At 36.1% G+C, this 26,503-nt stretch carries 26 protein-coding genes and 1 pseudogene; 12 read left to right on the top strand and 15 right to left on the bottom strand.

Annotation, left to right across the window (positions count from 1 at the left end):
- Positions 1 to 7: 7 nt before the first annotated feature.
- From HX004_RS10180 to HX004_RS10155, 6 genes are all read right to left on the bottom strand, one after another.
- Positions 8 to 466: a CHAP domain-containing protein gene (locus HX004_RS10180; protein ID WP_286442383.1), complete on the bottom strand. Its 459-nt coding sequence runs from the start codon at positions 464 to 466 to the stop codon at positions 8 to 10.
- Entirely contained in the window at positions 463 to 813 is a 351-nt protein-coding gene (locus HX004_RS10175) for a hypothetical protein (protein WP_286442382.1), read from the bottom strand. The genes HX004_RS10180 and HX004_RS10175 overlap by 4 nt, the downstream gene beginning before the upstream one ends.
- 572 nt (positions 814 to 1,385) lie before the next feature.
- Positions 1,386 to 1,619: a hypothetical protein gene (locus HX004_RS10170; protein WP_286442381.1), complete on the bottom strand. Its 234-nt coding sequence runs from the start codon at positions 1,617 to 1,619 to the stop codon at positions 1,386 to 1,388.
- 240 nt (positions 1,620 to 1,859) lie between these two features.
- Entirely contained in the window at positions 1,860 to 2,060 is a 201-nt protein-coding gene (locus tag HX004_RS10165; protein WP_286442380.1) for a hypothetical protein, read from the bottom strand.
- Entirely contained in the window at positions 2,044 to 2,193 is a 150-nt protein-coding gene (locus tag HX004_RS10160; RefSeq protein WP_286442379.1) for a hypothetical protein, read from the bottom strand. The genes HX004_RS10165 and HX004_RS10160 overlap by 17 nt, the downstream gene beginning before the upstream one ends.
- Complete coding sequence (locus HX004_RS10155) at positions 2,190 to 2,363, bottom strand: hypothetical protein (RefSeq protein WP_286442378.1); 174 nt, start codon at positions 2,361 to 2,363, stop codon at positions 2,190 to 2,192. The genes HX004_RS10160 and HX004_RS10155 overlap by 4 nt, the downstream gene beginning before the upstream one ends.
- 80 nt (positions 2,364 to 2,443) lie before the next feature.
- On the opposite strand from HX004_RS10155, the gene HX004_RS10150 reads away from it, so the two are divergent.
- Positions 2,444 to 3,163 carry a S24 family peptidase gene (locus tag HX004_RS10150; RefSeq protein ID WP_286442377.1) on the top strand — a complete coding sequence of 240 codons (720 nt, stop codon included), beginning with the start codon at positions 2,444 to 2,446 and terminating at the stop codon, positions 3,161 to 3,163.
- A gap of 73 nt (positions 3,164 to 3,236) precedes the next feature.
- Here the strand turns inward: HX004_RS10150 and hisS are convergent, their stop codons facing one another.
- On the bottom strand, positions 3,237 to 4,607 hold the full coding sequence (gene hisS / locus HX004_RS10145) for a histidine--tRNA ligase (RefSeq protein WP_286442376.1): 1,371 nt from the start codon (positions 4,605 to 4,607) through the stop codon (positions 3,237 to 3,239).
- 512 nt (positions 4,608 to 5,119) lie between these two features.
- Between hisS and HX004_RS10140 the strand changes: the two genes are divergently transcribed.
- Both HX004_RS10140 and HX004_RS10135 read left to right on the top strand, forming a co-directional pair.
- On the top strand, positions 5,120 to 6,361 hold the full coding sequence (locus HX004_RS10140) for an ABC transporter permease (RefSeq protein ID WP_286442375.1): 1,242 nt from the start codon (positions 5,120 to 5,122) through the stop codon (positions 6,359 to 6,361).
- Positions 6,362 to 6,420: 59 nt separating this feature from the next.
- Positions 6,421 to 6,885 (top strand): SgcJ/EcaC family oxidoreductase, encoded by a 465-nt coding sequence (locus tag HX004_RS10135; protein ID WP_286442374.1) that lies wholly within the window; start codon positions 6,421 to 6,423, stop codon positions 6,883 to 6,885.
- Positions 6,886 to 6,955: 70 nt separating this feature from the next.
- Here HX004_RS10135 and HX004_RS10130 read toward each other — a convergent pair whose 3' ends face one another.
- Positions 6,956 to 7,462 carry a hypothetical protein gene (locus HX004_RS10130; RefSeq protein ID WP_286442373.1) on the bottom strand — a complete coding sequence of 169 codons (507 nt, stop codon included), beginning with the start codon at positions 7,460 to 7,462 and terminating at the stop codon, positions 6,956 to 6,958.
- Between the two features lie 162 nt (positions 7,463 to 7,624).
- Between HX004_RS10130 and HX004_RS10125 the strand changes: the two genes are divergently transcribed.
- The 8 genes and pseudogenes from HX004_RS10125 to mgtE form a co-directional block, all read left to right on the top strand.
- Positions 7,625 to 8,221 carry a hypothetical protein gene (locus HX004_RS10125; protein ID WP_286442372.1) on the top strand — a complete coding sequence of 199 codons (597 nt, stop codon included), beginning with the start codon at positions 7,625 to 7,627 and terminating at the stop codon, positions 8,219 to 8,221.
- 30 nt (positions 8,222 to 8,251) lie between these two features.
- On the top strand, positions 8,252 to 10,495 hold the full coding sequence (locus HX004_RS10120; protein ID WP_286442371.1) for a tetratricopeptide repeat-containing sensor histidine kinase: 2,244 nt from the start codon (positions 8,252 to 8,254) through the stop codon (positions 10,493 to 10,495).
- Between the two features lie 6 nt (positions 10,496 to 10,501).
- Positions 10,502 to 11,134 carry a response regulator transcription factor gene (locus HX004_RS10115; protein ID WP_286442370.1) on the top strand — a complete coding sequence of 211 codons (633 nt, stop codon included), beginning with the start codon at positions 10,502 to 10,504 and terminating at the stop codon, positions 11,132 to 11,134.
- Positions 11,135 to 11,469: 335 nt separating this feature from the next.
- Complete coding sequence (gene rpmH, locus HX004_RS10110) at positions 11,470 to 11,631, top strand: 50S ribosomal protein L34 (protein ID WP_002990519.1); 162 nt, start codon at positions 11,470 to 11,472, stop codon at positions 11,629 to 11,631.
- Positions 11,632 to 11,774: 143 nt separating this feature from the next.
- Positions 11,775 to 14,627, top strand: coding sequence for a carbamoyl-phosphate synthase large subunit (carB, locus tag HX004_RS10105; protein ID WP_286442369.1), 2,853 nt, complete (start codon positions 11,775 to 11,777; stop codon positions 14,625 to 14,627).
- A 133-nt stretch (positions 14,628 to 14,760) separates the two neighbouring features.
- Positions 14,761 to 16,071, top strand: a complete 1,311-nt coding sequence (locus tag HX004_RS10100; protein WP_286442368.1) for a DNA recombination protein RmuC — start codon at positions 14,761 to 14,763, stop codon at positions 16,069 to 16,071.
- Positions 16,072 to 16,233: 162 nt separating this feature from the next.
- On the top strand, positions 16,234 to 16,503 hold the full coding sequence (locus HX004_RS10095) for a hypothetical protein (protein ID WP_286442367.1): 270 nt from the start codon (positions 16,234 to 16,236) through the stop codon (positions 16,501 to 16,503).
- Positions 16,504 to 16,606: 103 nt separating this feature from the next.
- Positions 16,607 to 17,923 (top strand): annotated as a pseudogene (gene mgtE / locus HX004_RS10090) (magnesium transporter); the annotation flags it as partial.
- Positions 17,924 to 18,011: 88 nt separating this feature from the next.
- Here the strand turns inward: mgtE and HX004_RS10085 are convergent.
- From HX004_RS10085 to HX004_RS10070, 4 genes are all read right to left on the bottom strand, one after another.
- Positions 18,012 to 19,253 carry an MFS transporter gene (locus tag HX004_RS10085; protein WP_286442366.1) on the bottom strand — a complete coding sequence of 414 codons (1,242 nt, stop codon included), beginning with the start codon at positions 19,251 to 19,253 and terminating at the stop codon, positions 18,012 to 18,014.
- 297 nt (positions 19,254 to 19,550) lie between these two features.
- Positions 19,551 to 19,796: a DUF8828 family protein gene (locus HX004_RS10080; protein WP_158961209.1), complete on the bottom strand. Its 246-nt coding sequence runs from the start codon at positions 19,794 to 19,796 to the stop codon at positions 19,551 to 19,553.
- A gap of 7 nt (positions 19,797 to 19,803) precedes the next feature.
- Positions 19,804 to 21,183 (bottom strand): MATE family efflux transporter, encoded by a 1,380-nt coding sequence (locus HX004_RS10075; RefSeq protein WP_286442365.1) that lies wholly within the window; start codon positions 21,181 to 21,183, stop codon positions 19,804 to 19,806.
- A gap of 154 nt (positions 21,184 to 21,337) precedes the next feature.
- Complete coding sequence (locus HX004_RS10070) at positions 21,338 to 22,213, bottom strand: PPK2 family polyphosphate kinase (protein ID WP_286442364.1); 876 nt, start codon at positions 22,211 to 22,213, stop codon at positions 21,338 to 21,340.
- Positions 22,214 to 22,275: 62 nt separating this feature from the next.
- Between HX004_RS10070 and HX004_RS10065 the strand changes: the two genes are divergently transcribed.
- Positions 22,276 to 23,115, top strand: coding sequence for a DUF6929 family protein (locus HX004_RS10065; RefSeq protein ID WP_286442363.1), 840 nt, complete (start codon positions 22,276 to 22,278; stop codon positions 23,113 to 23,115).
- A 24-nt stretch (positions 23,116 to 23,139) separates the two neighbouring features.
- On the opposite strand, the gene HX004_RS10060 is transcribed toward HX004_RS10065, so the two are convergent.
- Genes HX004_RS10060 through HX004_RS10050 form a run of 3 tightly spaced genes read right to left on the bottom strand, consistent with a single transcriptional unit; the run spans position 23,140 to position 26,503 of the window.
- A complete protein-coding gene (locus HX004_RS10060; protein ID WP_286442362.1) occupies positions 23,140 to 24,348 on the bottom strand; it encodes an ABC transporter permease in 1,209 nt (402 codons plus the stop codon).
- Positions 24,338 to 25,504, bottom strand: coding sequence for an ABC transporter permease (locus HX004_RS10055; RefSeq protein WP_286442361.1), 1,167 nt, complete (start codon positions 25,502 to 25,504; stop codon positions 24,338 to 24,340). Before HX004_RS10055 ends, HX004_RS10060 begins: the two co-directional genes overlap by 11 nt.
- Before the next feature lie 12 nt (positions 25,505 to 25,516).
- Positions 25,517 to 26,503 carry an HlyD family secretion protein gene (locus tag HX004_RS10050; RefSeq protein WP_286442360.1) on the bottom strand — a complete coding sequence of 329 codons (987 nt, stop codon included), beginning with the start codon at positions 26,501 to 26,503 and terminating at the stop codon, positions 25,517 to 25,519.

The following is a 26,503-nucleotide window of genomic DNA, read 5'->3' as shown; positions in this document are numbered from 1 at the left end:
CAATTCTTTAAAAAGGGCGGATAAACCCTTTGTTGATTGAACTAATTTTTCTTTTCTTTTCTGCCACGATATAGCCTTCTCGACTAGCCTCATCATTCGTGTTTCCCTCAATGGTCAGAATGGAATCCCCGCGTACCTCTACCACAATTCCTGTATGCCCCATTCCCTTTCCAAAATCCATAATAAATACATCGCCTGGTTGGGGAGTTGTCACGCGCAATTTTTCGCGTGAGTTCCACTGATCCAAAACGCCTCCTGTTTTTTTTAGGGAATTTGACACACCGTAATCTCGACTAACTTCTTGTACACACCAGTAAACAAAAGCCATACACCAAGCATATCCCTCACCAAGACCTACGCTATTTAAATACTTTTTCACCCCTGGACCTTTATTGTTCTTCAATGGCCACTCTTGAACGTTTACCTGACTCTTTGCCTGTACGATTAATTGCTTGGATGCTGTCATTCTCGCTTTCCGTTTAACTGTTTATACTTCCTTAATTCAGCAATCAGTTCCCTGTTTTGCTTAGCTAAAATCTCGAGTCGCTGCTCTAAATTTTTAATCTCTAGCCTTGCCGTATTTAGCTCGTCAATCGCTTCTCGGTGCAAATGAGAGGTATTGTATAATTGAGTCGTTGCTTCCTTCAACTTATTCCCCAAATCATCTACATATTCTCTATAATACTTTAGTGACTTCTCTACGTTTTCCAATTCCGAAGCTTGTACTTCTACTTTCTTCTTTTTTCGAGTGGCCCACCAAGTTGCAATAGAAGAAACCAAACCAACAACTGCTACAATCATAGTCTCATTCATACCTGAACTGTTATTATAGTTGAGACAAATCAGACGGATAAATGAAGTACACTAGATTATTCGTATCATGAATTTGAAAATCTACTATGGGCGTTTTACTCTTTTTTTATTGTACTTTTACTTGTTATAAAACTCCATGGATTACAAGTACAACTCCGATTTTACTTCCTAGTACTCGGTTTTACCCAAGTATGATATCATCTAGTTTTTCCTCTCGGACAGCGTATGCTTTTCACCCTCATTTGATGTATACAGCACTTATTTCTTCATCATCTCGAGAACAAAATTGCAGCATTTTAGGCAGGTGTTCAATTCGTTGTTTGGCTTCCAAACACAAGTGTTCAGTTTCAAAACACAAGTGTTCAATCCCATACTTTTCTCCCCCTTACACTCCTCTTTTCAAAAAGAAAAAAATCAAAATAGGATACCCTTGCATACGGTATACTTTTTCTGTTTTCTCAAAAAAACTCATAAAAAAAGAGAGAAGAATTTCTTGGATTACTACTTCTAGTAACGCAAGAAATTCTTCTCTCTATCCTTTTTTTAAACCGCCTTATTTCTCCTAGCCGTTCTTATAATAAATTCATCTGTTTACACTCTTCTTCTACACGTGTTAACTCTTTGTGCACGGCTGTTCCTAAAACTTCGTATAAGGTTGTACGAGAAATAGGATAAACAGGATATATATATTTACGCCATACTACACTAACAGGTATATCTGGCGTTTTGTGTTCATTATACAAATTTAATATGAGTTGGTATCGACGCAACTTATTTAATCTACGTCCTAATTGTTGTGACTTCATACAAACAAAATCTTTTTTAGCATAAAACTCCATGGCTTGTGTTTTACACCCATTAAACATTTTTTTCTAATTAACTGTACAACTCGATACTCTCCAACATGAATCCTACAGCCTTTTCTTTTTACTTTTACTTTCTAAATCCCCAAAACAGTAAAAGTAAATTGTAGTGTTTGTCTCCTCTATACTCCATTGATTTCTTTCTTATCATAGGTCTACTCTGTATAGAGAAACGCTTTTTCGTTATTTTTTAAGTGCCTGCACTTTTGCTTCAATGGTGGCATCTAGTTGATAAGGTCGCAATTCTTCTTCTGACCCTATACTCAGCAAATACCCCCTTTCTTGATTAATCTGTATGCGTTCGCCAATGGTAAAATACCCAGTATTTGCTGTAGCTTTTAATACTTCATAAAGCTCTATTTCTCGTTCAAAGTTTTGATTCATTTTCTCGTTCTTTTAATTGTTTTTCTAGCCTTTGTTTGTCTTGTAAAACAAGAGAATAATTGGGATGTACCCCATTTGATTTGAGCCACAGCTCTAATTCTCCTAGTTTGCCTTTCAGTTGATTTACGGTCATCCTACTAGTTTTTGATTACACGGAGCATTTAAATACATTGCGAAATAAATCGCAAAACCAGATGGTTCTAACCCATATTTTCGCATCAAAGTGGAGGCTTTTTTACCGTTTGCGGGAAATTGAGAACGAAATTCTTCGTTAAAACGCATTGAAGTGTTGATTTTTTCCATATATTTACTCGTTTTTAGGTTTGATCTTCTTGTACAAGACAAATATGCGACAATTTTAGTAAAAAACAAATATTTTTGCGATGAATATAGTAACAACAAAGGAAAGAATACTACAATACATTGAATACAAAGGAATTAACATCAGTGAATTCTTAAGAAATACCGATATAAAACGCGGTTTTTTGGATGCAGACAAACTTAATTCTGCGGTTTCAGATGTATTTGTAGCGAAAATAATCGCAACTTACAGTGATTTAAATTTAGAGTGGTTGATTACAGGGGAAGGTCAAATGTTAAAAGAAAACAATGGACAACCCGATGATCTCGTTGCAGAACCAACCGTGTCCTTCCGAAAAACAGTGGATCCCATCAAGGATTTTCAGAAAATCCCATTATTTAATTCCATGGCTACTATGGGATTATTACCTAAATCAAACGGGGATTTTGATGATGAATTTATCGTCGATTACTTAAGTGTTCCCAATCTTCCAAGTGTAGATGGAGCCCTTTATGCTACGGGAGACTCAATGTATCCCCTATTAAAAGCTGGGGATATTGTTGCTTTCAAAAAAGTAGATGTCGATATCAACAACATTTTCTTTGGCGAAATTTATATCCTATCCATTTTTATTGATGATCATTCTACGTATAAGACGATTAAATTTCTTCAAAAATCAGAAAAAGGAGAGACTTATGTTCGCTTAGTGAGTCAAAACCAACATCACCAAGACAAGGATATTCCTTTAAATAAAATCGCAGCTATGGCTCTCGTACGCGCTTCTATTCGAATTCACAATTAAAACAATATACCTGACAAAAAAAGGAGTAATAACACTCGTTTATTACTCCTTTTTGTATTTAATCTGGTACTTTTTATTGTACCATTGCTTTTAATTCTTCTAAGCTCACCGTTTGTTGTTCTCCAGAAGCTAAATTCTTCACCGTATACTTTTGTTGTTGAATTTCTTCACTTCCTGCTAATACAGCAAATGGAATGTTTTTCTTATCAGCAAATTGGAATTGTTTCCCCATTTTGGCTTTATCTGGATAAATTTCTGTTTTAATTCCAGCATCTCTCAATTGGGCTACTGCTTGCATCGCATAACTCATTTCTTGATCACCAAGATTTAAAAACATCACCTTAGAAGACGCATTTACCGTTGCTGGGAATAAATCTAATTCTTCCATTACCAAGTAAATACGATCCAATCCAAACGAAATTCCAACCCCACTCATGTCTTTCAATCCAAAGATTCCCGTTAAATCGTCATAGCGTCCACCGCCTCCGATGGATCCCATTTGAACCGTTTCAGGAGCAGCAATCTCAAATATAGCTCCAGTATAATAATTTAATCCACGAGCCAAAGTAACATCTAGATTTAGCGCAGCTGTTGACAATCCGATTTGAGCAATTTCTTTTCCGACAAAAGCCAATTCTTCTACTCCTTTTGTTCCTTGCTCAGAATCGATTAATAACTGACCTAATTTCTCAATCTTTTCTTCAAAGCTTCCCGTAAAATTAAACAACGGTTGAACTTTTTCAATTGCCGCCGCTTCGATGCCCTTTTCTATCATTTCCTTCTTCACTCCATCTTCGCCAATCTTGTCTAATTTATCTAGGGCTACAGTAAAGTCAATCAACTTATCACTAGCGCCAATAACCTCAGCAATACCCGCTAAGATTTTTCTATTGTTTAACTTGATGGTCACTCCATTAATTCCCAATGCAGTAAATACACGGTCATATAAAAGTACTAATTCTACTTCTTGCCACAGGGATTTAGACCCCACCACATCAGCATCACATTGATAAAACTCTCTGAAGCGACCTTTTTGAGGGCGATCTGCACGCCAAACAGGTTGCATCTGATAGCGCTTGAATGGAAAATCCAATTCATTTTGGTGCATCACCACATAACGAGCAAACGGCACCGTTAAATCATAACGCAACGCTTTTTCTGAAATTTGATTCGTTACTTTTAAACTATTTTTATCCGCCAAAAGTGCTTCATCTACCTTACTTAGATAATCTCCTGAATTTAAAATCTTAAAAATCAATCGATCTCCTTCTTCTCCATATTTCCCCATCAAGGTTTCTAAATTCTCAAAAGAAGGTGTTTCAATTGGATGGAAACCAAAATGCTCAAAATGATGACGGATTGTTTGCATAATAAATTGTCTTCTTGCTACTTCAATCGAAGAAAAATCTCTTGTCCCTTTTGGAATACCTGGTTTCTTTGCCATTTTCAATTAATTTTCAAATTATTTAATGCTACAAAAATAGCTATTTTTTAATTAGAAAGGGGAAAGAAGAGAGAAGAGAAGGGTGAATTTTCTTGTAATCGAAAAAAAACAACTTTTTTGTGTTTTTGCTTTTTTGTTGGTTGCTTTTTTGTGTTTTTGTAAATCTCCGTTTAGACAAAACTATTTTTAATTAGAAAGAGGTGAGAGGAAAGAAGAGAGGGGTGAAATTTTTTCTGATTTAAGGATATTTTTTCTTTAATCGGTAATCTGACAAAAAAGCAAATCTAAAGATTATTGGTTAGGTAGGTTAATCGTTTAACCTCTTCTCATCACCTCATCACCTCATCAACTATCTCACCTAGTTTATATTGGTTTTGGTGTTCGATGAATCTTCACTGCGTTTCGATTTTCCCTGCGTTCCGATTTCACCACCTCCTCTCCTCTTTCCACCTTTCGCAACTTTTTCCTATCTTTACTTGTAACACTTCACCCCTTTCAGCTACTAATCAGACATGTGGAAAATAACGCTTGAGAATATTAAAATCGCGACGACGAGTATCAAAAGTCAATTGCTTCGCACCTTTATTACGGTGTTTATTATTGCTATTGGAATATGGGCCTTGGTGGGGATTTTATCTGTAGTAAGTGCTTTAAAAAATACTATTTTAGCTGATTTTTCCTCCATGGGTGCCAATACTTTTACGATTAGTCAGTACGATTCCGCAGGAAGAATGGCCAAAAACCAATCCAATCAAGTAGAAAATCCAGTGATTACCTATGCACAAGCGGTTGATTTTAAAGAACGCTATCAGTATCCTTTTGCTACAGTATCTCTTTCTTTCGATGCAGCAACGAATATTGAAGTCAAAAATGATTACGTTAAAACCGATCCTCAAATCAGCATTGTCGGTTGTGATGAAAATTATTTTTCCAACAGTGGTTTATTCATCAATCAAGGAAGAGGATTGAGTTATACCGATTGTCAAAACAATCACTTTGTATGTGTGGTAGGGTCTGATTTTTCCAAGAATATGTTCAAAGATCAATCGCCAATTGATCAGGTTATTTCCATTCGCGGTTATAAATTCAAAATTGTGGGAATCCTCAAAGAACAAGGAAGTACCTTTGGCAAAAATGAAGATCAACGCATTTTTATTCCCATCCAAATTGCGCGAAATATATTCAGTACAGCCAATATTAATTATACCATTAAAGTGGGGATTCAACAAGAAGGATTTCTAAATCAGGCGATTGATCAGGCTATGCTTGATTTTCGAACAAGTCGAAACTTAGCTGTTGTCAACGAGTCTAATTTTGGTATTGAACGCAGCGATGATATGTTGAGATCCTTAGAAAAGCAAATAGGCATGTTAAATATTGCTGCTTGGCTCATTGGAATGATTACCATCTTAGGATCTTCGATTGCGTTGATGAATATTATGTTAGTCTCTGTGACAGAGCGAACCAAGGAAATAGGCATTCGCAAATCACTGGGTGCAAAGCGAAAAACTATTGCCCAGCAATTTTTTACGGAAACACTCATTATTGGACAATTAGGAGGTTTAATTGGAACCTTGTTAGGCGTTGGAACGGCATATTTATTGACTGCTATGTTGCATTTTACTTTTGCTATTCCTTGGTCTGCCATCCTAGCGGCTTTTATCACTACCTTAGTTGTAGCAGTTATTTCGGGCTTATATCCAGCAATCAAAGCCTCTAAATTAGACCCTGTCGAAGCACTTCGTTATGAATAAGTTAATTCTTGACACAAAATCGAAGGTATGCTTATTTTTATGCTAGTAATACAATCAACATGAACAGAACCTTACCTGAACACATTGCTGAACAGTTTGTCACTGGCTGGAATCAATACGATGCGAAGCAATTAGCCGATATTTTTGTAGAAGACGCCGATTTTGTGAATGTAACAGGACTATGGTGGCAAAAGAAAGAAGAAATCTATCAAGCCCATGACTATGGCTTACGTGTTATTTTCAACCACGCTAAATTGGAACTAAAACGCACCAAAGTTCGATACTTAACCGCCGACATAGCCACCGTCCATGCGCGAATACGATTGAGCAACCAAACAGCGCTAACTGCAAACGAAGTACCCCAAATTCGAAATACCTTATTTTTATTTGTCGCGCAAAGAATCGAGGGAATCTGGTTTTGCATTGCCGCACAGAATGCAGAAGTGCAAAGTGGAAAAGAAACCTTTATCAAAAAGGCAGATGGCAGTTTTGAAGCCGTTAACTACGGAAAGTTCAAGAAGTAATAAGCACTCATCTCCTCTTAAATAAAAAAACTACAGTTTAGCAGTGATTTTTGATGTAGATTCATCTTTTTTATTTCGGCATAAAACGAGTTGGATCTTCTGATTCTGGACGTTTTTCCCAACTAGAAGACTGTTTCTCGACTGAAGGAACCTTACTTTCTTTGGTCACTTGATGCGTAGAAACATCGCCTATTATCCTATATTTTATTTTTTTGTACCCCATCATTACAATCGCAAGTATGGCTACTGCAAGACCAATCCATACATGCTTCGTCAAGGAAATTAGTACTCCAAGTCCCACAAATAACACCCCCACATATTGCATGGGAATCCAAAATAAAGTGTGATTATTTTTGGAACGATACATTTGATTTTCACTTTCTTTATAAAAAAATTCTTCGGCATTCCATTGACTACCCAAATACCAAGTCAACCATCCACCACTAACAAAACCTAGGCTCAATCCATGGATATTATATTCTTCAGGAAAAAGGAGTACAAACAAAACAGTAAATAAAAAAACACAAGCGATGACAAACAATATACTCAAAATACCTCGTCCAGACCAAATTATCATATTAGTAAATATTAATAGTAATAGAACGAATATAATAAAAAAAATTAACTTAATTTTAAGATTTTAAAAAAACTTACTACTAGATTAAACTCATCATTTTTGGGGAGTACAACAAAAATACTTATTCACTACTTTTGTAATCAACTAACCATCTTTCTATTTATGAAGAAGTTTTTATTAGCCTTAGCCCTTGGATTAAGTACATTTATCGTAACACAAGCACAAGAAGTTACAACAAAAAACATCTTGATCAAACAAGGGAACACTACTATTGTTGTTGATCAAAAAACACAAAACATCACCTTAAAACCTGAGCGCTTTAGCATTGAGTTTTTAAACAAACCTTACCAAGATAAAAAAGAGCTCTTTTACTCGGCAAAGGCGTTATTAACGGACAACAGTCAGTTTACCAATATGTATGAATCAATGGCCTTTGACGACATTGAGTTTTTTAGCCCAGGAACGGGATTTGCAGCTCCTTTTGATCAAAATCAGTTCTTTCCTAATTTAAGCGAAGAAGGACATCAATATTTATATTATGCCTCAAATAGCGATCATCGCATCAACAAAATAGGTAAGCAAAAAGAATGGGACATTTATCAATGGAATCTCGATGGGGTGAATATTGATGGAAATGAAATTACTTGGAAAAACTATCGCATTGGTGAATTGTATCTTTATTTTGTTGTCGATCGCAATTTAAACGATGTCATTGATCCCGATGAACATCATTTAATTCGCATCACATTTAAAAAATAACGAACTTCGCCTATACCTAAGTATTTATTCATGTTTCATTCTTTTAAATCAACCTTATTTCTTCTCACTATCTTTTGGTGCATACTCTTTTGTACCTCAACTGCTGTATATGGACAAGAAATATTGACGACTTACAAAGAACAATATGACAAAACAAGACCTGGTAGTCCTGCTCGTTTTGAACTTGTCGGAAAATATGCTCAAGCACTTTTTTTTCAAGAAAAGCAACAAGAAGCTACTCAGCTATTAAAGGAGAACATTAGCATCGCTGAAAAACAAGAGGACAAAGCCAATGCTGCCTATCTCTACGCTATTTTGGCGATGAATGCTCAACTCAACGAAAATGTAACAGAGGCAAAAAAATCCATTAAGAAAGCCTTAGACTATGTGCAACAAATTGACGTAGATGAAATTAAGGCCTATGTTAATTATTGTCATGGATGGATGTACGTGCGCGACAATCAAGAAGCCAAAGCTGTTCAATCTTTACTAACTGCAGTTTCCTACTATGAAAAAGCGCCTCAATCGCCCACTAAATTAAGTCGTTTATCGGCTACCTATAAAGAATTAACAAGTATCTATGCCAGCTGGGACGACTACGAACTACAAGAAAAATACAGCAAACTTACCTTAGATATCGCCATCAAACAAAATAATCCCAATGCCCTTTTTGATGCTTATATGATGATGGGGTACCTCTATGAAAGCGAGTTTGCTCAAAATACCAATAATATTTACGCACGTGATTTAGCTGAAAAGTATTACAAAAAAGCCATTAAAACTTACGAAAACAATCAGGAAGTAATTCCTTTTCGTTCGGATTTAGCCTTTGTTGCCAATAATTTAGCGAGTCTATATTTGCGTGCCTTTCCAAAGCAATACAACGAACAAGCGACCTATTATGCCAACCTGGCTTTGCAACAGGCCCAAGAGACACATCAGATTAATTTTCAAGCGTCCTCTTATGGGATCTTAGCTGAAATTGCCTTACAACAAGAGGATTCAAAAGCAGCAACATCCTATTTACTTTCAGCCTTATCTGCAATTAACAGCACCCATTTACCGGATAAAAACACCCTGCTTTCCATTTATGAAAGTTTAGCTCAGCTCAATGAAAGAGAAGAAAACTATTTAGGTGCCCTACACTTTCACAAGCTTTATTTGCAAACCTATCAGTCTATTTACAATCAGGATAAGCTCGAAATTAGCAGACGCCTAGAAGCACAATACGAAAAAGAGCAACAGAAACAACAATTATTGACGTTGCAGTTGTCTTCGGAGAAAAAAGAACAACAAATTCAACTGATGAAAACCTTAGGTTTACAACAGCAACAAGAATTGGAGAATCTAAAACTTTCAGAGGAAAATCAGCGAAAAAAACTAGAAATCAGTCAATTGGAAACTGAGACACATGCACAAGCTTTGAAATTGTCTCAATTGGAAAATGACAATAAGTTGTTGGATATCCAACACTTCAAAAAAACACTTTCGTACCAAGAAAAAGTCAATTCTTATTTTCTAGCCTTGGCTCTTGTCTTTGCGATACTACTCTTTGTTTTGCTTTATGTGTATAAACAACGTACAAAGAGCATGAAACAACAAAAAGAATTGTATAACCTCGCGTTGGAAAAAGAAAAGCAACATGCAAAAATTGCAACCTTAACAGCCTTATTGGATGGGCAAGAACAGGAACGTGCCCGTTTGGCCCGCGATTTACACGACGGCTTAGGTGGTTTACTTTCTGGAACAAAAATTCAACTGAGTACACTCCAACATAAAATCACAGACGCCAATAAAATAGAAATGACTAAATCTATTGAACACCTGGACAATGCAGTGGATGAATTAAGACGAGTAGCCCATAATTTAATGCCTGATTTACTGTTGAAATACGGATTGGAAGAAGCTTTAAAAGAATATGCCAATCGCATGTCGACCGATCAATTGGATATTGATGTTCAATTTTTAGGGTATACCCATACCTTACAACAAGACAAACAGCTATTAGTTTATCGCATTATTCAAGAGTTAGTCAATAACGCCTTGAAACACGCGAGTCCACAGCAAATTATTATTCAACTCGTAGAAAGCGACAATTCGTATATGGTGACCATTGAAGATGACGGTTGTGGTTTTAATCTTGAACAAGTACAGCAATCCAAATCTGCTGGTTTACATAACATTCAATCCAGGGTACAATTTCTCAAAGGAGAATTCCACATCCATTCGGAATTTAACCTTGGAACAAGTATAGATTTTCAATTTCCTAAATAAATATACATGATAAAAGTAGCGCTAACAGACGATCATCCTTTGCTATTAGAAGGATTAAAAAACATATTAAACAAGCAAGAAAACATTCAAGTAACAGGTTGTTACCCTTCCATTGATAGCTTGCAGAAGGGATTAAAAAAGAATCCCATTCACATTTTATTACTCGATATCAATTTAGAAGACATCAATAGTTTGGATTGGATCAAAGCCTTGAAGAAAAAACATCCTGAGATGCAGATTATCATGTTGAGTGTACACAATGAATATGCTGTCATCAACAGTTCCCTACAAGAAGGAGCCTCAGGCTACATTCAAAAAAATGCCTCTGTAGATGAGATTGTACAAGGAATTTACACCGTTTATAATCAACAGACCTTCTTGTGTTCGCAGACGCAAGTTGTTTTAGAGAAAAAAAATAAAAATGGCTTAAATACCATTCCCAAACTCACGCGACGAGAAAAAGAGGTTTTGATAGAAGCGGCACAAGGCTTTACGACACAACAAATTGCAGATCGACTTTTTATCAGTACCCATACGGTAGATAGTCACCGCAAGAATTTGATAGAAAAATTTCAAACGTCCAATCTAAGTTCCGTGATTACATTGGCTATTGAATATGGTTTAATTAAAAAAGCCTAACAAAAGAAAAACAGCAAAGAACCGATTTGAAATTCTATTTTTTAATACAAAGAAAGATTTTTAATTTTCTTAACAAGAAAAACAGTTTTATGCGCTACAAAACACTGTTTTTAGGTCTAAAAAAAAATATTTTTCTTATCTTTGATGCGATGACTACTTATTTTCTCCTTAGAAATAGAGATTAAATAAGTCATAATCGCAAGTTTCTAAAAATATTTTACAAAAAGACTTTGTAAGAATCAAATGACTTTATATATTTGCACTCGGTTTTGGCGCAAGTATATCAAAGCTAAAATTTTTGAGAAGTAAAATACTAAGATTTAAAGATAAACGCAATGAGCAAGAGAACGTTTCAACCTTCAAATAGAAAAAGAAGAAACAAACATGGTTTCATGGAAAGAATGTCTACTCCTAACGGTAGAAAAGTATTAGCTGCTAGAAGAGCTAAAGGAAGACATAAATTAACTGTTTCTTGTGAAACAAAACATAAACATTAATGTTTTGATTAAAATATAAATAAAGGTGTTACTCATTTGGTGGTAACGCCTTTTTTTATACTTTGTCGGAAGCATCACAATACAATCACACACACTATACTTACTTTTTAAATAAAGGAGTACATAATAAACAACACAAGAAAATGCCTAAAGACACTTCTATCAAGACCGTATTAATCATTGGTTCAGGACCAATCATCATCGGACAAGCTTGCGAATTTGATTACTCAGGTTCACAATCAGCAAGATCATTAAGAGAAGAGGGAATTAAAGTTATCTTAGTTAACTCGAACCCCGCAACAATTATGACCGACCCTTCTATGGCGGATCATATTTATCTAAAGCCATTAACTGCACGTTCAATTATTGAAATTTTAGTTGCGCATCCAGAAATTGATGCTGTTTTACCAACTATGGGAGGACAAACAGCGTTGAACTTATGTTTGGAATGTGATGAAAAGGGAATTTGGGCAGACTTTGGTGTTCGTTTAATTGGTGTAGATATTAACGCTATTAATATCACTGAAGACCGCGAACAATTCAAACAATTATTAGAGCGTATTGACGTACCTGTTGCACCAGCAAAAACAGCTACCTCTTACTTACAAGGAAAAGAAATCGCTCAAGAATTTGGTTTTCCTTTGGTTATCCGTCCGTCTTTTACCTTAGGAGGTACTGGTGCTGCTTTTGTACACCACGCTGAAGATTTCGACGATTTATTAACTAGAGGTTTAGAAGCCTCTCCTATCCACGAAGTTTTAATTGACAAAGCTTTACTAGGATGGAAAGAATACGAATTAGAGTTATTACGCGATAAAAACGACAACGTAGTTATCATCTGTACGATCGAAAATATGGACCCAATGGGAATCCATACAGGAGATAGTATCACGGTAGCACCGGCAATGACTTTATCGGATAGAACTTTCCAAAGAATGCGCGATCTATCGATCAAAATGATGCGCAGTATTGGAAACTTCGCTGGAGGTTGTAACGTACAGTTTGCTGTATCTCCAGACGAAAAAGAAGACATCGTAGCGATCGAAATTAATCCACGTGTTTCACGTTCATCTGCTTTAGCTTCTAAAGCAACGGGATATCCAATTGCAAAAATCGCAACGAAATTAGCTTTAGGATATACTTTAGACGAATTGCAAAACCAAATTACAAAATCTACTTCTGCTTTATTCGAGCCGACTTTAGACTATGTAATTGTAAAAATCCCACGTTGGAACTTTGACAAATTCGAAGGTGCAGATAGAACTTTAGGATTGCAAATGAAATCCGTAGGTGAGGTAATGGGTATTGGACGTTCTTTCCAAGAGGCACTACACAAAGCAACTCAATCGTTAGAGATTAAACGCAATGGTTTAGGAGCCGATGGAAAAGGATATACGAACTATGACCAAATCATCGATAAATTAACGCATGCAAGCTGGGATCGCGTATTCGTCATCTATGATGCAATTCAACACGGAATTCCATTGAGCAGAATCCACGAGATTACAAAAATCGATATGTGGTTCTTGAAACAATACGAAGAACTATATTTATTAGAGAAAGAAATTTCAAACTATACCATCGAAACTTTACCGAAAGATTTGTTGTTAGAAGCAAAACAAAAAGGATTTGCTGACAGACAAATTGCTCATATGTTGAAAACACTAGAGAGTAAAGTACACGATTTAAGAGATAAAATGGATATTCAACGCGTATTCAAATTAGTGGATACTTGTGCGGCTGAATTCCCTGCTAAAACACCATACTACTATTCTACTTTTGAAGCTGACATTCAAAAAGCAGATGGAACACGTTATGTTTCAAATGAAAGTATTGTAACAGACAAGAAAAAAGTAGTGGTATTGGGTTCTGGACCAAACCGAATTGGTCAAGGAATCGAATTTGACTACTCTTGTGTACACGGAGTATTAGCTGCAGAAGAAGCAGGATATGAGACAATCATGATCAACTGTAACCCGGAAACTGTTTCTACTGATTTCGATACGGCGAATAAGTTGTATTTCGAACCAGTATTCTGGGAGCACATTTACGATATCATCCGCCATGAAAAACCAGAGGGAGTAATCGTTCAATTAGGTGGTCAAACGGCTTTAAAATTAGCAGAAAAATTACACCGTCACGGAATTAAGATTTTCGGAACAAGCTTTGACGCTTTAGACTTAGCAGAAGATCGCGGACGTTTCTCTACTTTATTAGAAGAGTTAAACATTCCATTCCCTCAATTCGGTGTGGCTAAAACTGCAGATCAAGCATTGCAATTAGCAGATAAATTAGACTTCCCATTATTAGTTCGTCCATCGTATGTATTGGGAGGACAAGGGATGAAAATTGTCATCAACAAAAAAGAATTAGAAGAACACGTTATTGATTTATTAAACCAAATTCCTGGTAACTCACTGTTGTTAGACCACTATTTAGATGGAGCTATCGAGGCAGAAGCTGATGCAATTTGCGATGGTGAAAACGTGTATATTATCGGAATCATGGAGCATATTGAGCCATGTGGAGTTCACTCTGGAGATAGTCACGCCATGTTGCCGCCATTCAACTTAGGAGAATTTGTATTAAACCAAATCAAAGATCACACAAGAAAGATTGCCGTAGCATTACAAACAGTAGGTTTAATCAACATTCAATTTGCAATTAAAGACGATATCGTTTACATCATCGAAGCGAATCCAAGAGCTTCTAGAACGGTACCTTTTATTGCAAAAGCGTATGGTGAACCTTATGTAAACTATGCGACTAAAGTAATGTTAGGTGAAAATAAAGTAACCGATTTTACTTTCAACCCACAGTTAAAAGGATATGCAATCAAAACGCCTGTATTCTCTTTCAACAAGTTTAGAAATGTGAATAAAGCTTTAGGCCCAGAGATGAAATCAACAGGAGAAAGCATCTTATTCATCGACAACTTAAGAGATGATCAGTTCTATGAAATCTATTCTCGTAGAAAAATGTATTTGAGTAAATAAAATCCATTTACCCTCATAACAAAAAGGTTAGCTATTCATTTAGCTAGCCTTTTTTGCTATAAATAAGGACAACTTAAATACAAGAGAACCGCTCAATATTCGCTATTTTTGAGGGATATTCAAATGTTGTACTATGCCGCAAGAAATTACTTTTGGACTTTTGGTCCTTGCTGTTTTAATCATCGTTTTTCTCCTTGGAAAAAAGACATCCAAATCATCTTCAACTACCGCTGAGACTTTGCAACTGCTAGCTGAAAAAGAATTTCTTACTCAGCAAAATCAACAGTTACAACAAGAAAAGCACAAACTAGAAGAACAAACAGAACTAGTAAGACAAGACAATCAAGAATTGATTGCCCGTATTTCCATTCGAGAAACGGAGATTGCTAACTTCAAAGAAAAACTAGAAGTACAACAAAAACAAACCCTGGCCTTGCAAGAGCAATTCACCACACAATTTGAAAATCTAGCCAACAAAATCCTAGAAGAAAAAAGTGATAAGTTCACTCAACTCAACAAAGTCCAAATGGAAACAATTCTTACTCCCCTACAAGAGAAGATAGGCTTGTTTGAACAGAAAGTAGAGCAAACGCACAAGGAGAGTATTGATCATCATGCCGCTCTACGTCAACAAATTTTTGGTTTGCAGCAAGTGCACGCTAAAATGAGTGAAGAAACCCTTAACCTGACCAAAGCTTTAAAAGGCGATAACAAAATGCAAGGGAATTGGGGGGAGATGATTTTGGAAAGTGTGTTGGAAAAATCAGGGTTAGAAAAAGATAGAGAATATAAAACCCAACAAAGTTATACAAGTGATAACGGCAATCGCCTCCAACCGGATGTTGTGATTTATTTGCCTGATCACCGTCATTTAGTCGTCGATTCTAAGGTTTCTTTGGTTGCTTATGAGCAATACATCAACACAACCGAGAAACAGGAGCAAAACCGCTATTTACAAGAGCATATTCTCTCGATTAAAAGGCATATCGAAAACTTATCGGATAAAAATTACTACGAACTTTATAAAGGTACTAGTCCTGATTTTGTCTTGTTGTTTATTCCAATTGAAACCGCTTTTTCTATAGCAATTAATGCTGATAACACACTATATACCAAAGCTTTTGAAAAGAATATTGTCATTGTTACTCCTTCTACTCTACTCGCTACTTTACGCACGGTAGAAACCATTTGGCGTCAACAAAAACAGCAAGAGAATGCCTATGAAATTGCTAGACAAGCTGGTTTGTTACACGATAAATTTGTAGGATTGATCAACGATTTAACCAAAATAGGTCGAAAACTGGACGAAACAAGAAACGAATACGACAGCGCATTTAACAAGCTGAGTCTAGGAAAAGGAAACTTGCTGACTTCCGTTCAGAAATTAAAAGATATGGGCGCTAAGACAAAGAAAACGATTGATCCTGATTTACTTCAAGAATAGAGAGTGGGTTAGCAGAAATCAGTTAAGAGGTATCGGTTGGTTTTACTGAAATAAAAAGGTATTTACTTTAAACAAAAAGGCACCATCTATCTCACCTATTTTATATTTATTTTGGTGTTCGATGAATATATCTCACCTATTTTATATTTATTTTGGTGTTCGATGAATCTTCACTTCGTTTCGATTTTCACTTCGTTTCGATTTTCACTTTGTTTCGATTTTCACTTCGTTCCGATTTCACCAAACACCAAACAACAAACACCAAACAACAAACACCAAACACCAAACAACAAACAACAAACAACAAACACCAATCAACAATCAACAAACACCAAACACCAAACACCAATCAACAAACAACAAACAACAAACACCAATCAACAAACAAAATATAACCTCCTCCTAACTCCTAGTCTGCTTAATTTTGTTTAACTTTATTATTAGAATATGATTAGAAATTTTAATTTCCTATATCTAAGCTTTACTTTTGCATTCGAATTGAAAAAATGATTGTTAAACACTTTATAAAAATCTAACTATGTTTTTTAAAGATATGCACCCAGCCGACATTGCTGAAGCTATTTCAGAAATGAGAAGAAGAGAACGAAATCTCCATTTCTTAAAACTCTCCCCCGAGCTGAAGGTCGAAGTGTTTTCATTTTTAGAGATTAATATTCAGGAAGAGATTGTGCGCAGCATGACGCGTGAAGATTATGCTGAAGTATTAAATAATTTAGAGCCAGATGATAGAACGGAATTATTAGAAAATTTTCCTGATGAATTAATCAAGTATTCGATCAACCTATTAAACGATACAGAAAAGCAAATTGCTTTGAATTTAATAGGATACAAAGAAGATAGTATTGCGCGTTTAATGACGCCTTTATACATTCAGACCAAAGCAAATAAAACCGTTAAACAAGTTTTTCAACACATTAAAAAATATGGAAAAAAGGCAGAAACGTTAAACTATATTTACGTTGTTGATGAACACAATGTTCTGATTGATGACTTAAAAATCGGACAATTATTAATGGCGGACGAAGAGACCTTAATTGCAGATCTTATCGACCATAACTTTGTTTCTTTAGTCACAACCACTCCAATGGAGGATGCTTTTGATGACTTTGAGAAATACGATCGTTCTGCTTTACCTATTATCACAGAAAAAGGTGTTCTAGTCGGAATTGTAACTTTTGATGATATTTTAGATAAAATTAAGGAACGTGATACGGAGGACATTCAAAAGTTTGGGGGGATGGAAGAATTAGATTTATCCTATACGCATACTCCCCTATTTGAATTAGTAAAAAAACGTGCCGGATGGTTAATTGTTCTATTTTTAGGTGAAATGTTAACCGCTTCGGCCATGAGTTACTACGATCAAGAAATTGAAAAAGCGGTTGTCTTAGCCTTATTTGTTCCTTTAATCATTTCCAGTGGAGGAAACTCTGGTTCACAAGCGGCCTCTTTAATCATTCGTGCCATGGCATTGGGAGAGCTAAAACTCAGTGATTGGTGGTATGTTATGCGCAAGGAAATTGCTTCTGGTTTGATGCTGGGAGGTATTTTGGGAATCATTGGTTTTGTGCGCATTTTCATTTGGCAAGAAACGGGAATCTACGACTATGGTGAATTTTGGTTGTATGTCGGCTTAAGTGTTTCGATTTCACTCTTATTCATCGTGTTATGGGGAACCTTATCTGGATCTATTATTCCTTTTGTTTTGAAAAAGTTTGGTATGGACCCCGCAACGGCCTCTGCCCCTTTTGTTGCAACCTTAGTAGACGTTTCAGGATTGATAATCTACTTTACCATTGCAGCCTTATTCCTTACAGGAAAACTATTGTAAATCACTTCTATTCATACAAAAAATCCGATGCATCAAATGCATCGGATTTTTTTATAGTGTAAAAACGCTTATATTTTGAAGTAATAACCTATTCTTCTCTAAAAGTAACTTTTTTCATATTGGGTAAAAAACAAGCAATAATACCGATCAATGGTAAATACGCACAAACGCTGTAGATGTACTCAATCGAAGTATGATCGGCCCACCAGCCTAACAGCGCAGATCCTAATCCTCCCATTCCAAAGGCAAAACCGTAAAACAACCCAGATACCATCCCGATTTTCTTAGGTAATAATTCTTGTGCATAAACTAAAATAGAAGGAAAAGCAGAAGAAATAATAAACCCAATGACAACAATCAAAATACCTGTCCAAGCTAAATCTACATGAGGTAATAGCAACGTAAAAGGCGCTGCTCCAAGAACAGAAAACCAAATAATGTATTTACGTCCTACCTTATCCCCCAAGAAACCGCCAATTAACGTACCCAAGGCTACGGCAATTAAAAAGTAAAATAAGTATACTTGAGCTTGTACTTCTGTAATTCCAAATTTATCCATGGTATAAAATTGGAAGTAACTAGAGATACTCGCTACATAAAAATACTTCGAAAAAATCAAGAGTAAAAGCACAACAATAGCACTATTGACTCTGAATGAGGATAACGCGGGAATTAGAATTTTCTTTTTTTGTTTAGTAGCTGCATGACTCAACACTCCCTTATACCACGTTCCTATTGCATAGTAGACAAATTGAGCTACAATGGCAATGGCAACGAACCAAAGCAACTGTTGCTGTCCTGTCGGTAAAACAATCCAAGCCACTAACAAAGGCGCTAAAGCGGTACCCGTATTTCCTCCAATTTGAAAAATGGATTGGGCTAAACTTCGTTTCCCACCAGAGGCCACATACGAAACACGTGACGACTCGGGATGGAAGATAGACGAACCTATTCCAATACAAGTTACCGCAACCAATACCCAGAGGTAACTTGGGGCAAAAGCTAGTAAAATCACTCCCAATGTCGTACACAACATACCGTAAATTTGAGAATACGGTTGAGGTTTTTTATCTGTATAATTCCCCACTAAAGGTTGTAATAAAGAAGAAGACATTTGATAAAAGAAGGTAATCAATCCAATTTGTGCAAAACTCAATTGATAGTTCTCTTTTAATAGTGGATACGTTGCAGGAACAACTGCTTGTAATAAGTCGTTACACAAGTGTCCGAAACTAATCGCCAGTAAGATTGGATACACCGTCTGATGCGATACTGTTTGCTTATTAACCTTTTCCAACACTTTATGTTGGATACTTAAAATTTTGTTCATACCCTAAATTTTCAAGTACACAAAGGTAGGGAATTTTAACCCTTTCCTCCTTTTTTAAGGTTTCAAAATAGCATTACTACTAAAAGCGAAATCTTTTATTAGCAATCGTTTTAATAGTTAAAATAATACACTGAAAATCGTACTTAAATGCATCATTTGCACTAAAACACAAAGTACAAAAATCCACAATCCGCATTCAAACCGCATAAAAGAGTAGTTTTACTGATAAATTAATACAAAAAAACAGCGGTGAAAGAGAATTCTTTACCGCTGTTTTGGACTCTTGATTCAAAGGAATTAGTCTTCTAACTCTTCTGATTCTACATATCTTGCCATTTCTCTTTCGTAGAATTCTCCAGCTTGTACCACTAAAGCTTCCATTTCTGCTTCTACTTCTGACTCTTCTGACTCTTCAATTGTTTCTAAAAACTCAATTTCATCTGTGTTTAAATTGATGATAAAACGAGGAAACTCTAAGTGTATAATAAAGATATCATCTAAATGATCTGTATTATCTGCTAAAACAAATTTTGGTAATTGCATTATATAGTTAATTTAAATTATTATTAATCAATCGATTGGATATTTGGTAAAAACGTGCGTATAGCAGAATAGCGGCAGCAGTTAATCCAGCAAGTAATCCAATCCAAATTCCAGGTGTACCAATACTCGTGTACAGACTTAAATAAATAGACAAAGGAAATCCCACAATCCAATACGAAACAAAAGTAATAACCATGGGTACATTTACGTCTTGTAATCCGCGTAAAGCACCAAGCGTTACGACCTGCATACAATCAGAAATTTGAAAAATAGCAGCTACTAATAACAGTTGTCCGGCTATTTTGATTACTTCCTCATTCATCAACGCATTCGCTGCATCTTTAGCATCCAAGAAAAGCAGGGGAATATAATTGTGGAAAGCAACAAACAACAACGCAAAAAGAACATAGATTCCCAAAGCCATCAACATAATTGAACGAGCTACCGTTCTCATATGCGTATAGTTCTTCAATCCCATCTGATTTCCGACGCGAATTGTCGCGGCTACTCCCAGACCACTGGCAAACATAAAGGTCATGGAAGACATGCTTAAGGCAATTTGATTGGCTGCTTGAGAAACTGTTCCCAACATTCCAGATAACCAAACGGCTCCTACAAATAAAGCTACCTCAAAGAAACTCATTAATCCCGAAGGTACTCCTATTTTTGTAATCTGCTTTAGTACGCTTTTTTTAATTTCGCTCAAACTCAACTTACTCATATACGGCTTAAACATCTCTTGTCTTTTCAAGGCAAAATGCATGTAAATAATCATCACAATGCGAGAAATTAAAGTTCCATAGGCTGCACCTAGCATGCCCAGCGTTGGGAAAATCCAAATTCCATAAATCAGTAAATAGTTAAACAACAAGTTCACTCCATTACAGATTAACGTCGCGTACATGGAGTTTTTCGTTTGTGATTTTCCATCTGCAAATTGCTTATACCCTTGATACATGACTAAAGGAATAATCGATAGTGCTACAATGTCTAAAAAGGGTTTAGCCAATACCGTTACTTCCTCAGGTTGCCCCATATAAACCAAAAAGGGTTTTGCTAAAAAAATAATTGAAAACAGTACAACACCTACTACTGTACATAGAAACAATCCATTGACAAAAGTAGATCGTCCTTCTTCTAAATCATGAGCGGCATCACTCTTCGCTACAAATGGTGTAATAGCAGTAGAAAATCCTACTCCTAAAGAAATTGCAATAAATACAAAACTATTAGCCAATGAAGCGGCTGCTAATTCTGTTGGTCCAATTTTTCCTACCATGATATTGTCGATTACCCCAACCACAGTATGTCCTAACATGGCTAAAATAATCGGATAAGCTAATTGAATATTGTATCGAAATTCTTTGATATAAATAGAAAGATTCATGTACTAAAAATTTGTGCAAATATACTGACTTGAAAATGAAAGAATCAGTCAGGTTAACAAATTCTTTATAAAGAATGACGAAAGCATGCTGTCCTATCTCCTAAGTTTCATAAAAAGAGGAGAGTCAAGCTTCCCTCTTTTTAATGTATAGTTTCTATTCTTCATTGAGCAAACGCTCTTTGTACTTCGACAAATTTTCTTTGATGTCTTCTGGTAATTCAGGCAAACTAACATCGGTCAATCGCTGGGTAATTTCCAATAAAATATTGGCGAAAATATAACGTCCCAATCCTTTATTATCTGCGGGAATCACATACCATGGACATTCGCTTGTGCTTGTTTTTTCGATAACTTCTTCATAATATTTTTGATATTCCTCCCAAAACTCCCGTTCGCGGACATCTTCTGGAGCAAATTTCCAATGGTGTTTTTCCTTACCTAAACGACGTAAAATGCGCTTTTTTTGCTCTTCTTTACTCAAATGCAAAAAAAACTTGAGCACAATCACTCCATTATTACTGATATGCTCTTCAAAATTGCTAATTTCCTTGTATCGCTTCTCCCAGAATTCTTCTCCAATCTCCTCTGTGTTCGTAATTTGAGGCAAGCGCTCATTCAACACAATTTCTGGGTGTACTCGAGAAACTAATACATTTTCATAATGGGTGCGATTAAAAACGGTAAATTTTCCTTTTTCTGGTAGAGCGATATAATGTCGCCATAAATAATCGTGTTCTAATTCAGTAGATGTGGGCTTCTTAAAGCTTTGCACCACCACACCTCTAGCGTTAAATGACTTAAATACTTCTCGAATGAGACTATCTTTTCCTGCGGTGTCCATTCCTTGAATGCAAATCAAAAAACTGTAGCGGTTGTGGGCATACATCAATTCTTGAAATTTACTCAGATGTCTACTTACTTCCTCTAATTTGCGTATGGCTTTTTTGGGGCTCATCTCAAAATCGGGAATTGTCGATAATTTACTCAAATTCGTCTTCCCTATTGCCTTATATTTATTTTCAAAACTCATATCAATTTAATTCATTAAGTAATTCGGATGTATTAAATTTATAAAATTCAATTTAAGTAACCATGAGAAAACTGACATTAGAGTTCCTTTACCATATTATCGGTTTAAGTGCAGCATCAGGATTGTATTATGCAGAAGACAAACTCCATTTAATTGCCGATGATAGTTCGTATCTCTATCACTATGATATTCCATCCAAACAACTAAACAAAACGGCTCTTACTGAAGATTATATCGGCCAAGAAAATATAGCCAAAGCAGAAAAACCCGATTTAGAATCGATGACTTTTGACGGGATTAATTACTATTTATTTGGATCAGGTTCTAAACCCAATCGCAGCTCGTTGTATGAGATTCACAAAATGACAAACGAACCTGTGAGTAAACAATCATTAGAGCTTCTTTATGAATCCATGAAAGCTTTTGCTCATTTAGACGATGCAGATTTCAATATTGAAGGTGTCGTTTACGACAGTGAAACTTGGTACTTTTTCAACCGAGGAAATGGTCCTAAGCAACAAAACGGTGTATTTGTTGTAACAGGAGAGAGCATTTTGGATAACTTTAGAATTACCTATACTCCTTTTAAATTACCCAAACTAGAGAATGTACAAACGGGATTTACGGATGCTGTTTTAGTTGATAAAGACCTCTATTTCATTGCAACAGCAGAAGATTCGGGTTCTACTTATGCTGATGGAGAAATTAAAGGTTCTATTATTGGGCGAATCAACACAAAGAAAATGAAGCTTGATAAAACGAAGACGATTAGTGCCGATCAAAAATTTGAAGGCATAACGGTTTATAAAAACAGTAAAAAAGAGGTTTCCTTCTTTTTGTGTACAGATCCCGATAATCCAGAACTACCGACTTCCATTTATCAATTAACCATACAAAAATAGGATCGCCTTGCGATCCTATTTTTTTTATCTCTCTTGGGAGGGGATTTCCCCTTCTTTTCTTCTCAAACGCCAATTGGTCCAAACGGCCAACATAAAGTAAAACAGGCAAACCAACCACATTTGCATAAATAAATCACTTACATCTTGCAAAGAAGCGCCAAATTGCGTCAAGGCAACAAACCCTTTTGTTCCTATTGTTGAGGGAACAAAGAAGGAAACAACCTTAATGGCTGTAGGAAAAGCTGTTGTTGGCCAGGATAATCCCGTCATCAATAAAGTTGGAATTGAAAACAACGTAATTGTCATAATCGAATCCTCTCTGTGTTTAAAGCAATTCGCTAGCGTCATTCCCAAAAAGGAAACCGCTAATAAAAATGGAATTAAAAACAAGGTAACTTCAACTAAATTACCACGTTGAGGGAACGTAAAAAGATGCATTACTACTGCAAGAACCAACCACATCATCAACATCGATAAAATAAGGTAAGCTAAACTTCTCCCAATCGTTAAAAAGAAATTAGAAAAACGTCCTGTTGCATAAGCAAAGGCTTGACCAAATTTTCGTTTTTCGCGCAATGTACCAGCCAAGATTCCCATTCCATTGAGTTGTAACGTCTGAATAGCAATTAAAAACACAGCAGGCATCAAAAATGTAGCATAGCCTCCATTAATATTAAACAGTGGCTTAGCCGTTACATCAAAAGGACGTCTCGTTGCTGCCGCTTGTTTCATAGGCATTCCTCCTGCCATCATCTTATTGACCTTGACTTGTCCTCCTAAAGTACCTGCAGTAACCATAACAGCTCCTAGTGTTTGTTTGTAATACAACATATAAGACGCATCGCAATAAGCGCCTAATGTTGGTACTTTTCCCTTTTGTAAATCTCGTCCGAAATGTTCTGGAATTACGATGATTCCCTTAATCTTTTCTTGATAAAAAGCTTCTTGAGCCAAATCCATACTTGCTGTGCGCAAATCGACTTTTAGTTGAGGTGTAGCGTCTAACATGCGGTCAATTTGAAAACTCATTTTCGATTGATCTTGATTGACAATAGCTACGGGCAATTCTGTAATCACCTCTTTCGAATAAACATAAGAATACACAAAAGCAACTAAGAGTACACAGACAATATACGTAATCACAATAGCAGAATCCTTAAAAATCATTTTGATTTCTCGCTTACAAGATTCTATAATTAATGCGAAATGTTCGATTAAACCTCTAAGCATCATAGCCTCCTTTCTGTAATTTTTTATAATAAAAAGGGATTCCAATCAATCCTAAACAAATAAATACGGCAAAGGCAATTAAGTACCCCGCTTGTTCGGCGTTAAAAGAAATACCGCGAATGGCGTAATTCACAACAAAACGCATATAGGAGTGAAAGGGAAATACGTAGTTTACTCCACGTACAAATCCGCTCATTCCTTCTGGTGGAAAAGTATAACCAGCAAAAGAAAAGGCAACAGCAGCATAAGCTCCTCCAATAGTTAGCGCAATTCTCAAGCTATTCATTACCGAAGCTAAAAAGAAGCCCATACTTTGACACACCAAAATAAACAGAAAGAAAAAGGCATTTAAAACAAAGAAATTTCCTTTAAAGGGCATACTTAATTTATAGAATACATAAGCATTCATATAAAGTCCAAGTATCATAAACACTAGTGTATAGGGCAAAATTTTAGCTATAGCCACCATCCAAACCTTATTGTTTGTGCGTTCGAGTAATTCTTGTCCTTTTCTATATTTTAGATCTACACCAAAAACATAAATCGAAACCACCAACATGATAATTTGTAAGGCCATGGGCATAAATGCTAAGCCCAAATAATATTCATAGCTGGTATAGGGATTAAAAAGGACGTGCTCTTCTACCTTGATTGGCGCTACAGCCGCTAAAGCTTGATTAGGCATTAAACCACCTTGTTCTAACGATATAGTGCGAACTCCTGCAGCTAAATAACCCGCAGCCGTTTGAAAATCGCGCTGAATTAAACCTGCGGGTAGTAAATATTGCCCGTTGTAATAACAAGTTACATTGGTTTTTACTCCTTTTTGTACGTTTTTCTGAAAATCCTTAGGAATAATGATTAACGCAAAAGAATCTCCCCTGCGCACTGTTTTTTGTCCTTCTAACTCATCGTTTACTTCATAAACAATTTGCATGGCTGAACTCGCATCGATAAAACTCGCTAGTTTACGTGAAGTACTACTTTTATCTAAATCGAGGATTGTTACGGGCAAATCTCGAGAAACCCCTTCTTGTAACAATGCCCCATAGTATAGAAATAGCAATAAAGGAATGCCGAGAATCAACACCAAAATACGCGGTGTTGTCAGCATTCGCTTAAACTCTTCTTTCAATAGGGATAAAAAACCTTTACTCACGTTATTTTATTTTTACTTCAAACTACTTTCTACGACTAAAGCACTCATACCTGGTCTTAATCCTTCCACTTTTTGCGTAGGATAGGCCTTGATTAAAAAGGTTTTCATATCGAAATCTCCTTTGGCTTTGGTAGCGCTCCAAGTAGCATAATCTCCTTGTACGGCAATATATTGTACTTCTAATTCAATTTCTTGGTTGCCTAGAGCGGGAACCTTTGCTTGGAATTTAGTATTCATTTTGAACTTGCTCATCAAGTCTTCTCGAATATTAAAATTCACCCATACATCGTTTAAATCGACTAAATTGACAATTGGATAACCCGAATTAACAATTTCACCTTTGTTGGGCATGATGGTATAAACCTCTCCCTCTTGAGGTGATTTTACTGCGCCTTCTCCTTTGTAGATTAACACTTCTTCAACGGCTCCTTTCGCTTGGTTAAACACCGCTAAAGCTGCAGCCTTATCTTCTGATCTCGCTCCGCTTTTTGCCATTTGATAGGTTGCATGGGCTGCCTTTTCAACCTCTTGAGCAGCAGTATATTTAGCATAAGCTTCATCTTTTTGCTGAGCTGGAATTACTTTTTCCTTGTATAAGTTTTCTACTCTTGCATAGGTTTTTTGAGCAAAATCAGCTCCTGCTTTCGCTTGTTGCCACATATTATAAGCCGCTTGAATTTCTTCTTTTCGCGCTCCTGTATTTGCCTTAGCATCTTGTGCTTGAGCAGCAGCTTTTAAAGCCTCTACTTGTTGCAATTTGGCATCTATCTCAGGCGTACTAATCTGAACCAATACTTGTCCTGCTTGTACTTTATCTCCTTCTTTGACTAGAATAGCATCAATCCTTCCTGGAATTTTAGACGATACATTAATTTGAGTTGCATCCACTTGCCCTTGTATATAACTCTCTTGTGGAGCACTCATATACCAAATAGAAACAGCGAATACAATCGCTACAACTACAATTCCAACAATAGCACTTATTACTTTATTTTTCAT

The organism is Myroides sp. 1354, assembly GCF_030324495.1.
Classification (GTDB): domain Bacteria; phylum Bacteroidota; class Bacteroidia; order Flavobacteriales; family Flavobacteriaceae; genus Flavobacterium.
This window is presented reverse-complemented; position numbering and strand designations above follow the sequence as displayed.

Coding starts and splice junctions, on each gene's coding strand:
- HX004_RS10180 (WP_286442383.1), bottom strand. CDS start 466: ATGACAGCATCCAAGCAATTAATCGTACAGGCAAAGAGTCAGGTAAAC.
- HX004_RS10155 (WP_286442378.1), bottom strand. CDS start 2,363: ATGGAAAAAATCAACACTTCAATGCGTTTTAACGAAGAATTTCGTTCT.
- carB (WP_286442369.1), top strand. CDS start 11,775: ATGCCTAAAGACACTTCTATCAAGACCGTATTAATCATTGGTTCAGGA.
- HX004_RS10095 (WP_286442367.1), top strand. CDS start 16,234: ATGAATCTTCACTTCGTTTCGATTTTCACTTCGTTTCGATTTTCACTT.
- HX004_RS10085 (WP_286442366.1), bottom strand. CDS start 19,253: ATGAACAAAATTTTAAGTATCCAACATAAAGTGTTGGAAAAGGTTAAT.
- HX004_RS10175 (WP_286442382.1), bottom strand. CDS start 813: ATGAATGAGACTATGATTGTAGCAGTTGTTGGTTTGGTTTCTTCTATT.
- HX004_RS10135 (WP_286442374.1), top strand. CDS start 6,421: ATGAACAGAACCTTACCTGAACACATTGCTGAACAGTTTGTCACTGGC.
- HX004_RS10140 (WP_286442375.1), top strand. CDS start 5,120: ATGTGGAAAATAACGCTTGAGAATATTAAAATCGCGACGACGAGTATC.
- HX004_RS10060 (WP_286442362.1), bottom strand. CDS start 24,348: ATGATGCTTAGAGGTTTAATCGAACATTTCGCATTAATTATAGAATCT.
- HX004_RS10075 (WP_286442365.1), bottom strand. CDS start 21,183: ATGAATCTTTCTATTTATATCAAAGAATTTCGATACAATATTCAATTA.
- HX004_RS10130 (WP_286442373.1), bottom strand. CDS start 7,462: ATGATAATTTGGTCTGGACGAGGTATTTTGAGTATATTGTTTGTCATC.
- HX004_RS10065 (WP_286442363.1), top strand. CDS start 22,276: ATGAGAAAACTGACATTAGAGTTCCTTTACCATATTATCGGTTTAAGT.
- HX004_RS10120 (WP_286442371.1), top strand. CDS start 8,252: ATGTTTCATTCTTTTAAATCAACCTTATTTCTTCTCACTATCTTTTGG.
- HX004_RS10160 (WP_286442379.1), bottom strand. CDS start 2,193: ATGACCGTAAATCAACTGAAAGGCAAACTAGGAGAATTAGAGCTGTGG.
- HX004_RS10070 (WP_286442364.1), bottom strand. CDS start 22,213: ATGAGTTTTGAAAATAAATATAAGGCAATAGGGAAGACGAATTTGAGT.
- HX004_RS10080 (WP_158961209.1), bottom strand. CDS start 19,796: ATGCAATTACCAAAATTTGTTTTAGCAGATAATACAGATCATTTAGAT.
- HX004_RS10050 (WP_286442360.1), bottom strand. CDS start 26,503: ATGAAAAATAAAGTAATAAGTGCTATTGTTGGAATTGTAGTTGTAGCG.
- hisS (WP_286442376.1), bottom strand. CDS start 4,607: ATGGCAAAGAAACCAGGTATTCCAAAAGGGACAAGAGATTTTTCTTCG.
- rpmH (WP_002990519.1), top strand. CDS start 11,470: ATGAGCAAGAGAACGTTTCAACCTTCAAATAGAAAAAGAAGAAACAAA.
- HX004_RS10100 (WP_286442368.1), top strand. CDS start 14,761: ATGCCGCAAGAAATTACTTTTGGACTTTTGGTCCTTGCTGTTTTAATC.
- HX004_RS10125 (WP_286442372.1), top strand. CDS start 7,625: ATGAAGAAGTTTTTATTAGCCTTAGCCCTTGGATTAAGTACATTTATC.
- HX004_RS10150 (WP_286442377.1), top strand. CDS start 2,444: ATGAATATAGTAACAACAAAGGAAAGAATACTACAATACATTGAATAC.
- HX004_RS10115 (WP_286442370.1), top strand. CDS start 10,502: ATGATAAAAGTAGCGCTAACAGACGATCATCCTTTGCTATTAGAAGGA.
- HX004_RS10165 (WP_286442380.1), bottom strand. CDS start 2,060: ATGAATCAAAACTTTGAACGAGAAATAGAGCTTTATGAAGTATTAAAA.
- HX004_RS10170 (WP_286442381.1), bottom strand. CDS start 1,619: ATGAAGTCACAACAATTAGGACGTAGATTAAATAAGTTGCGTCGATAC.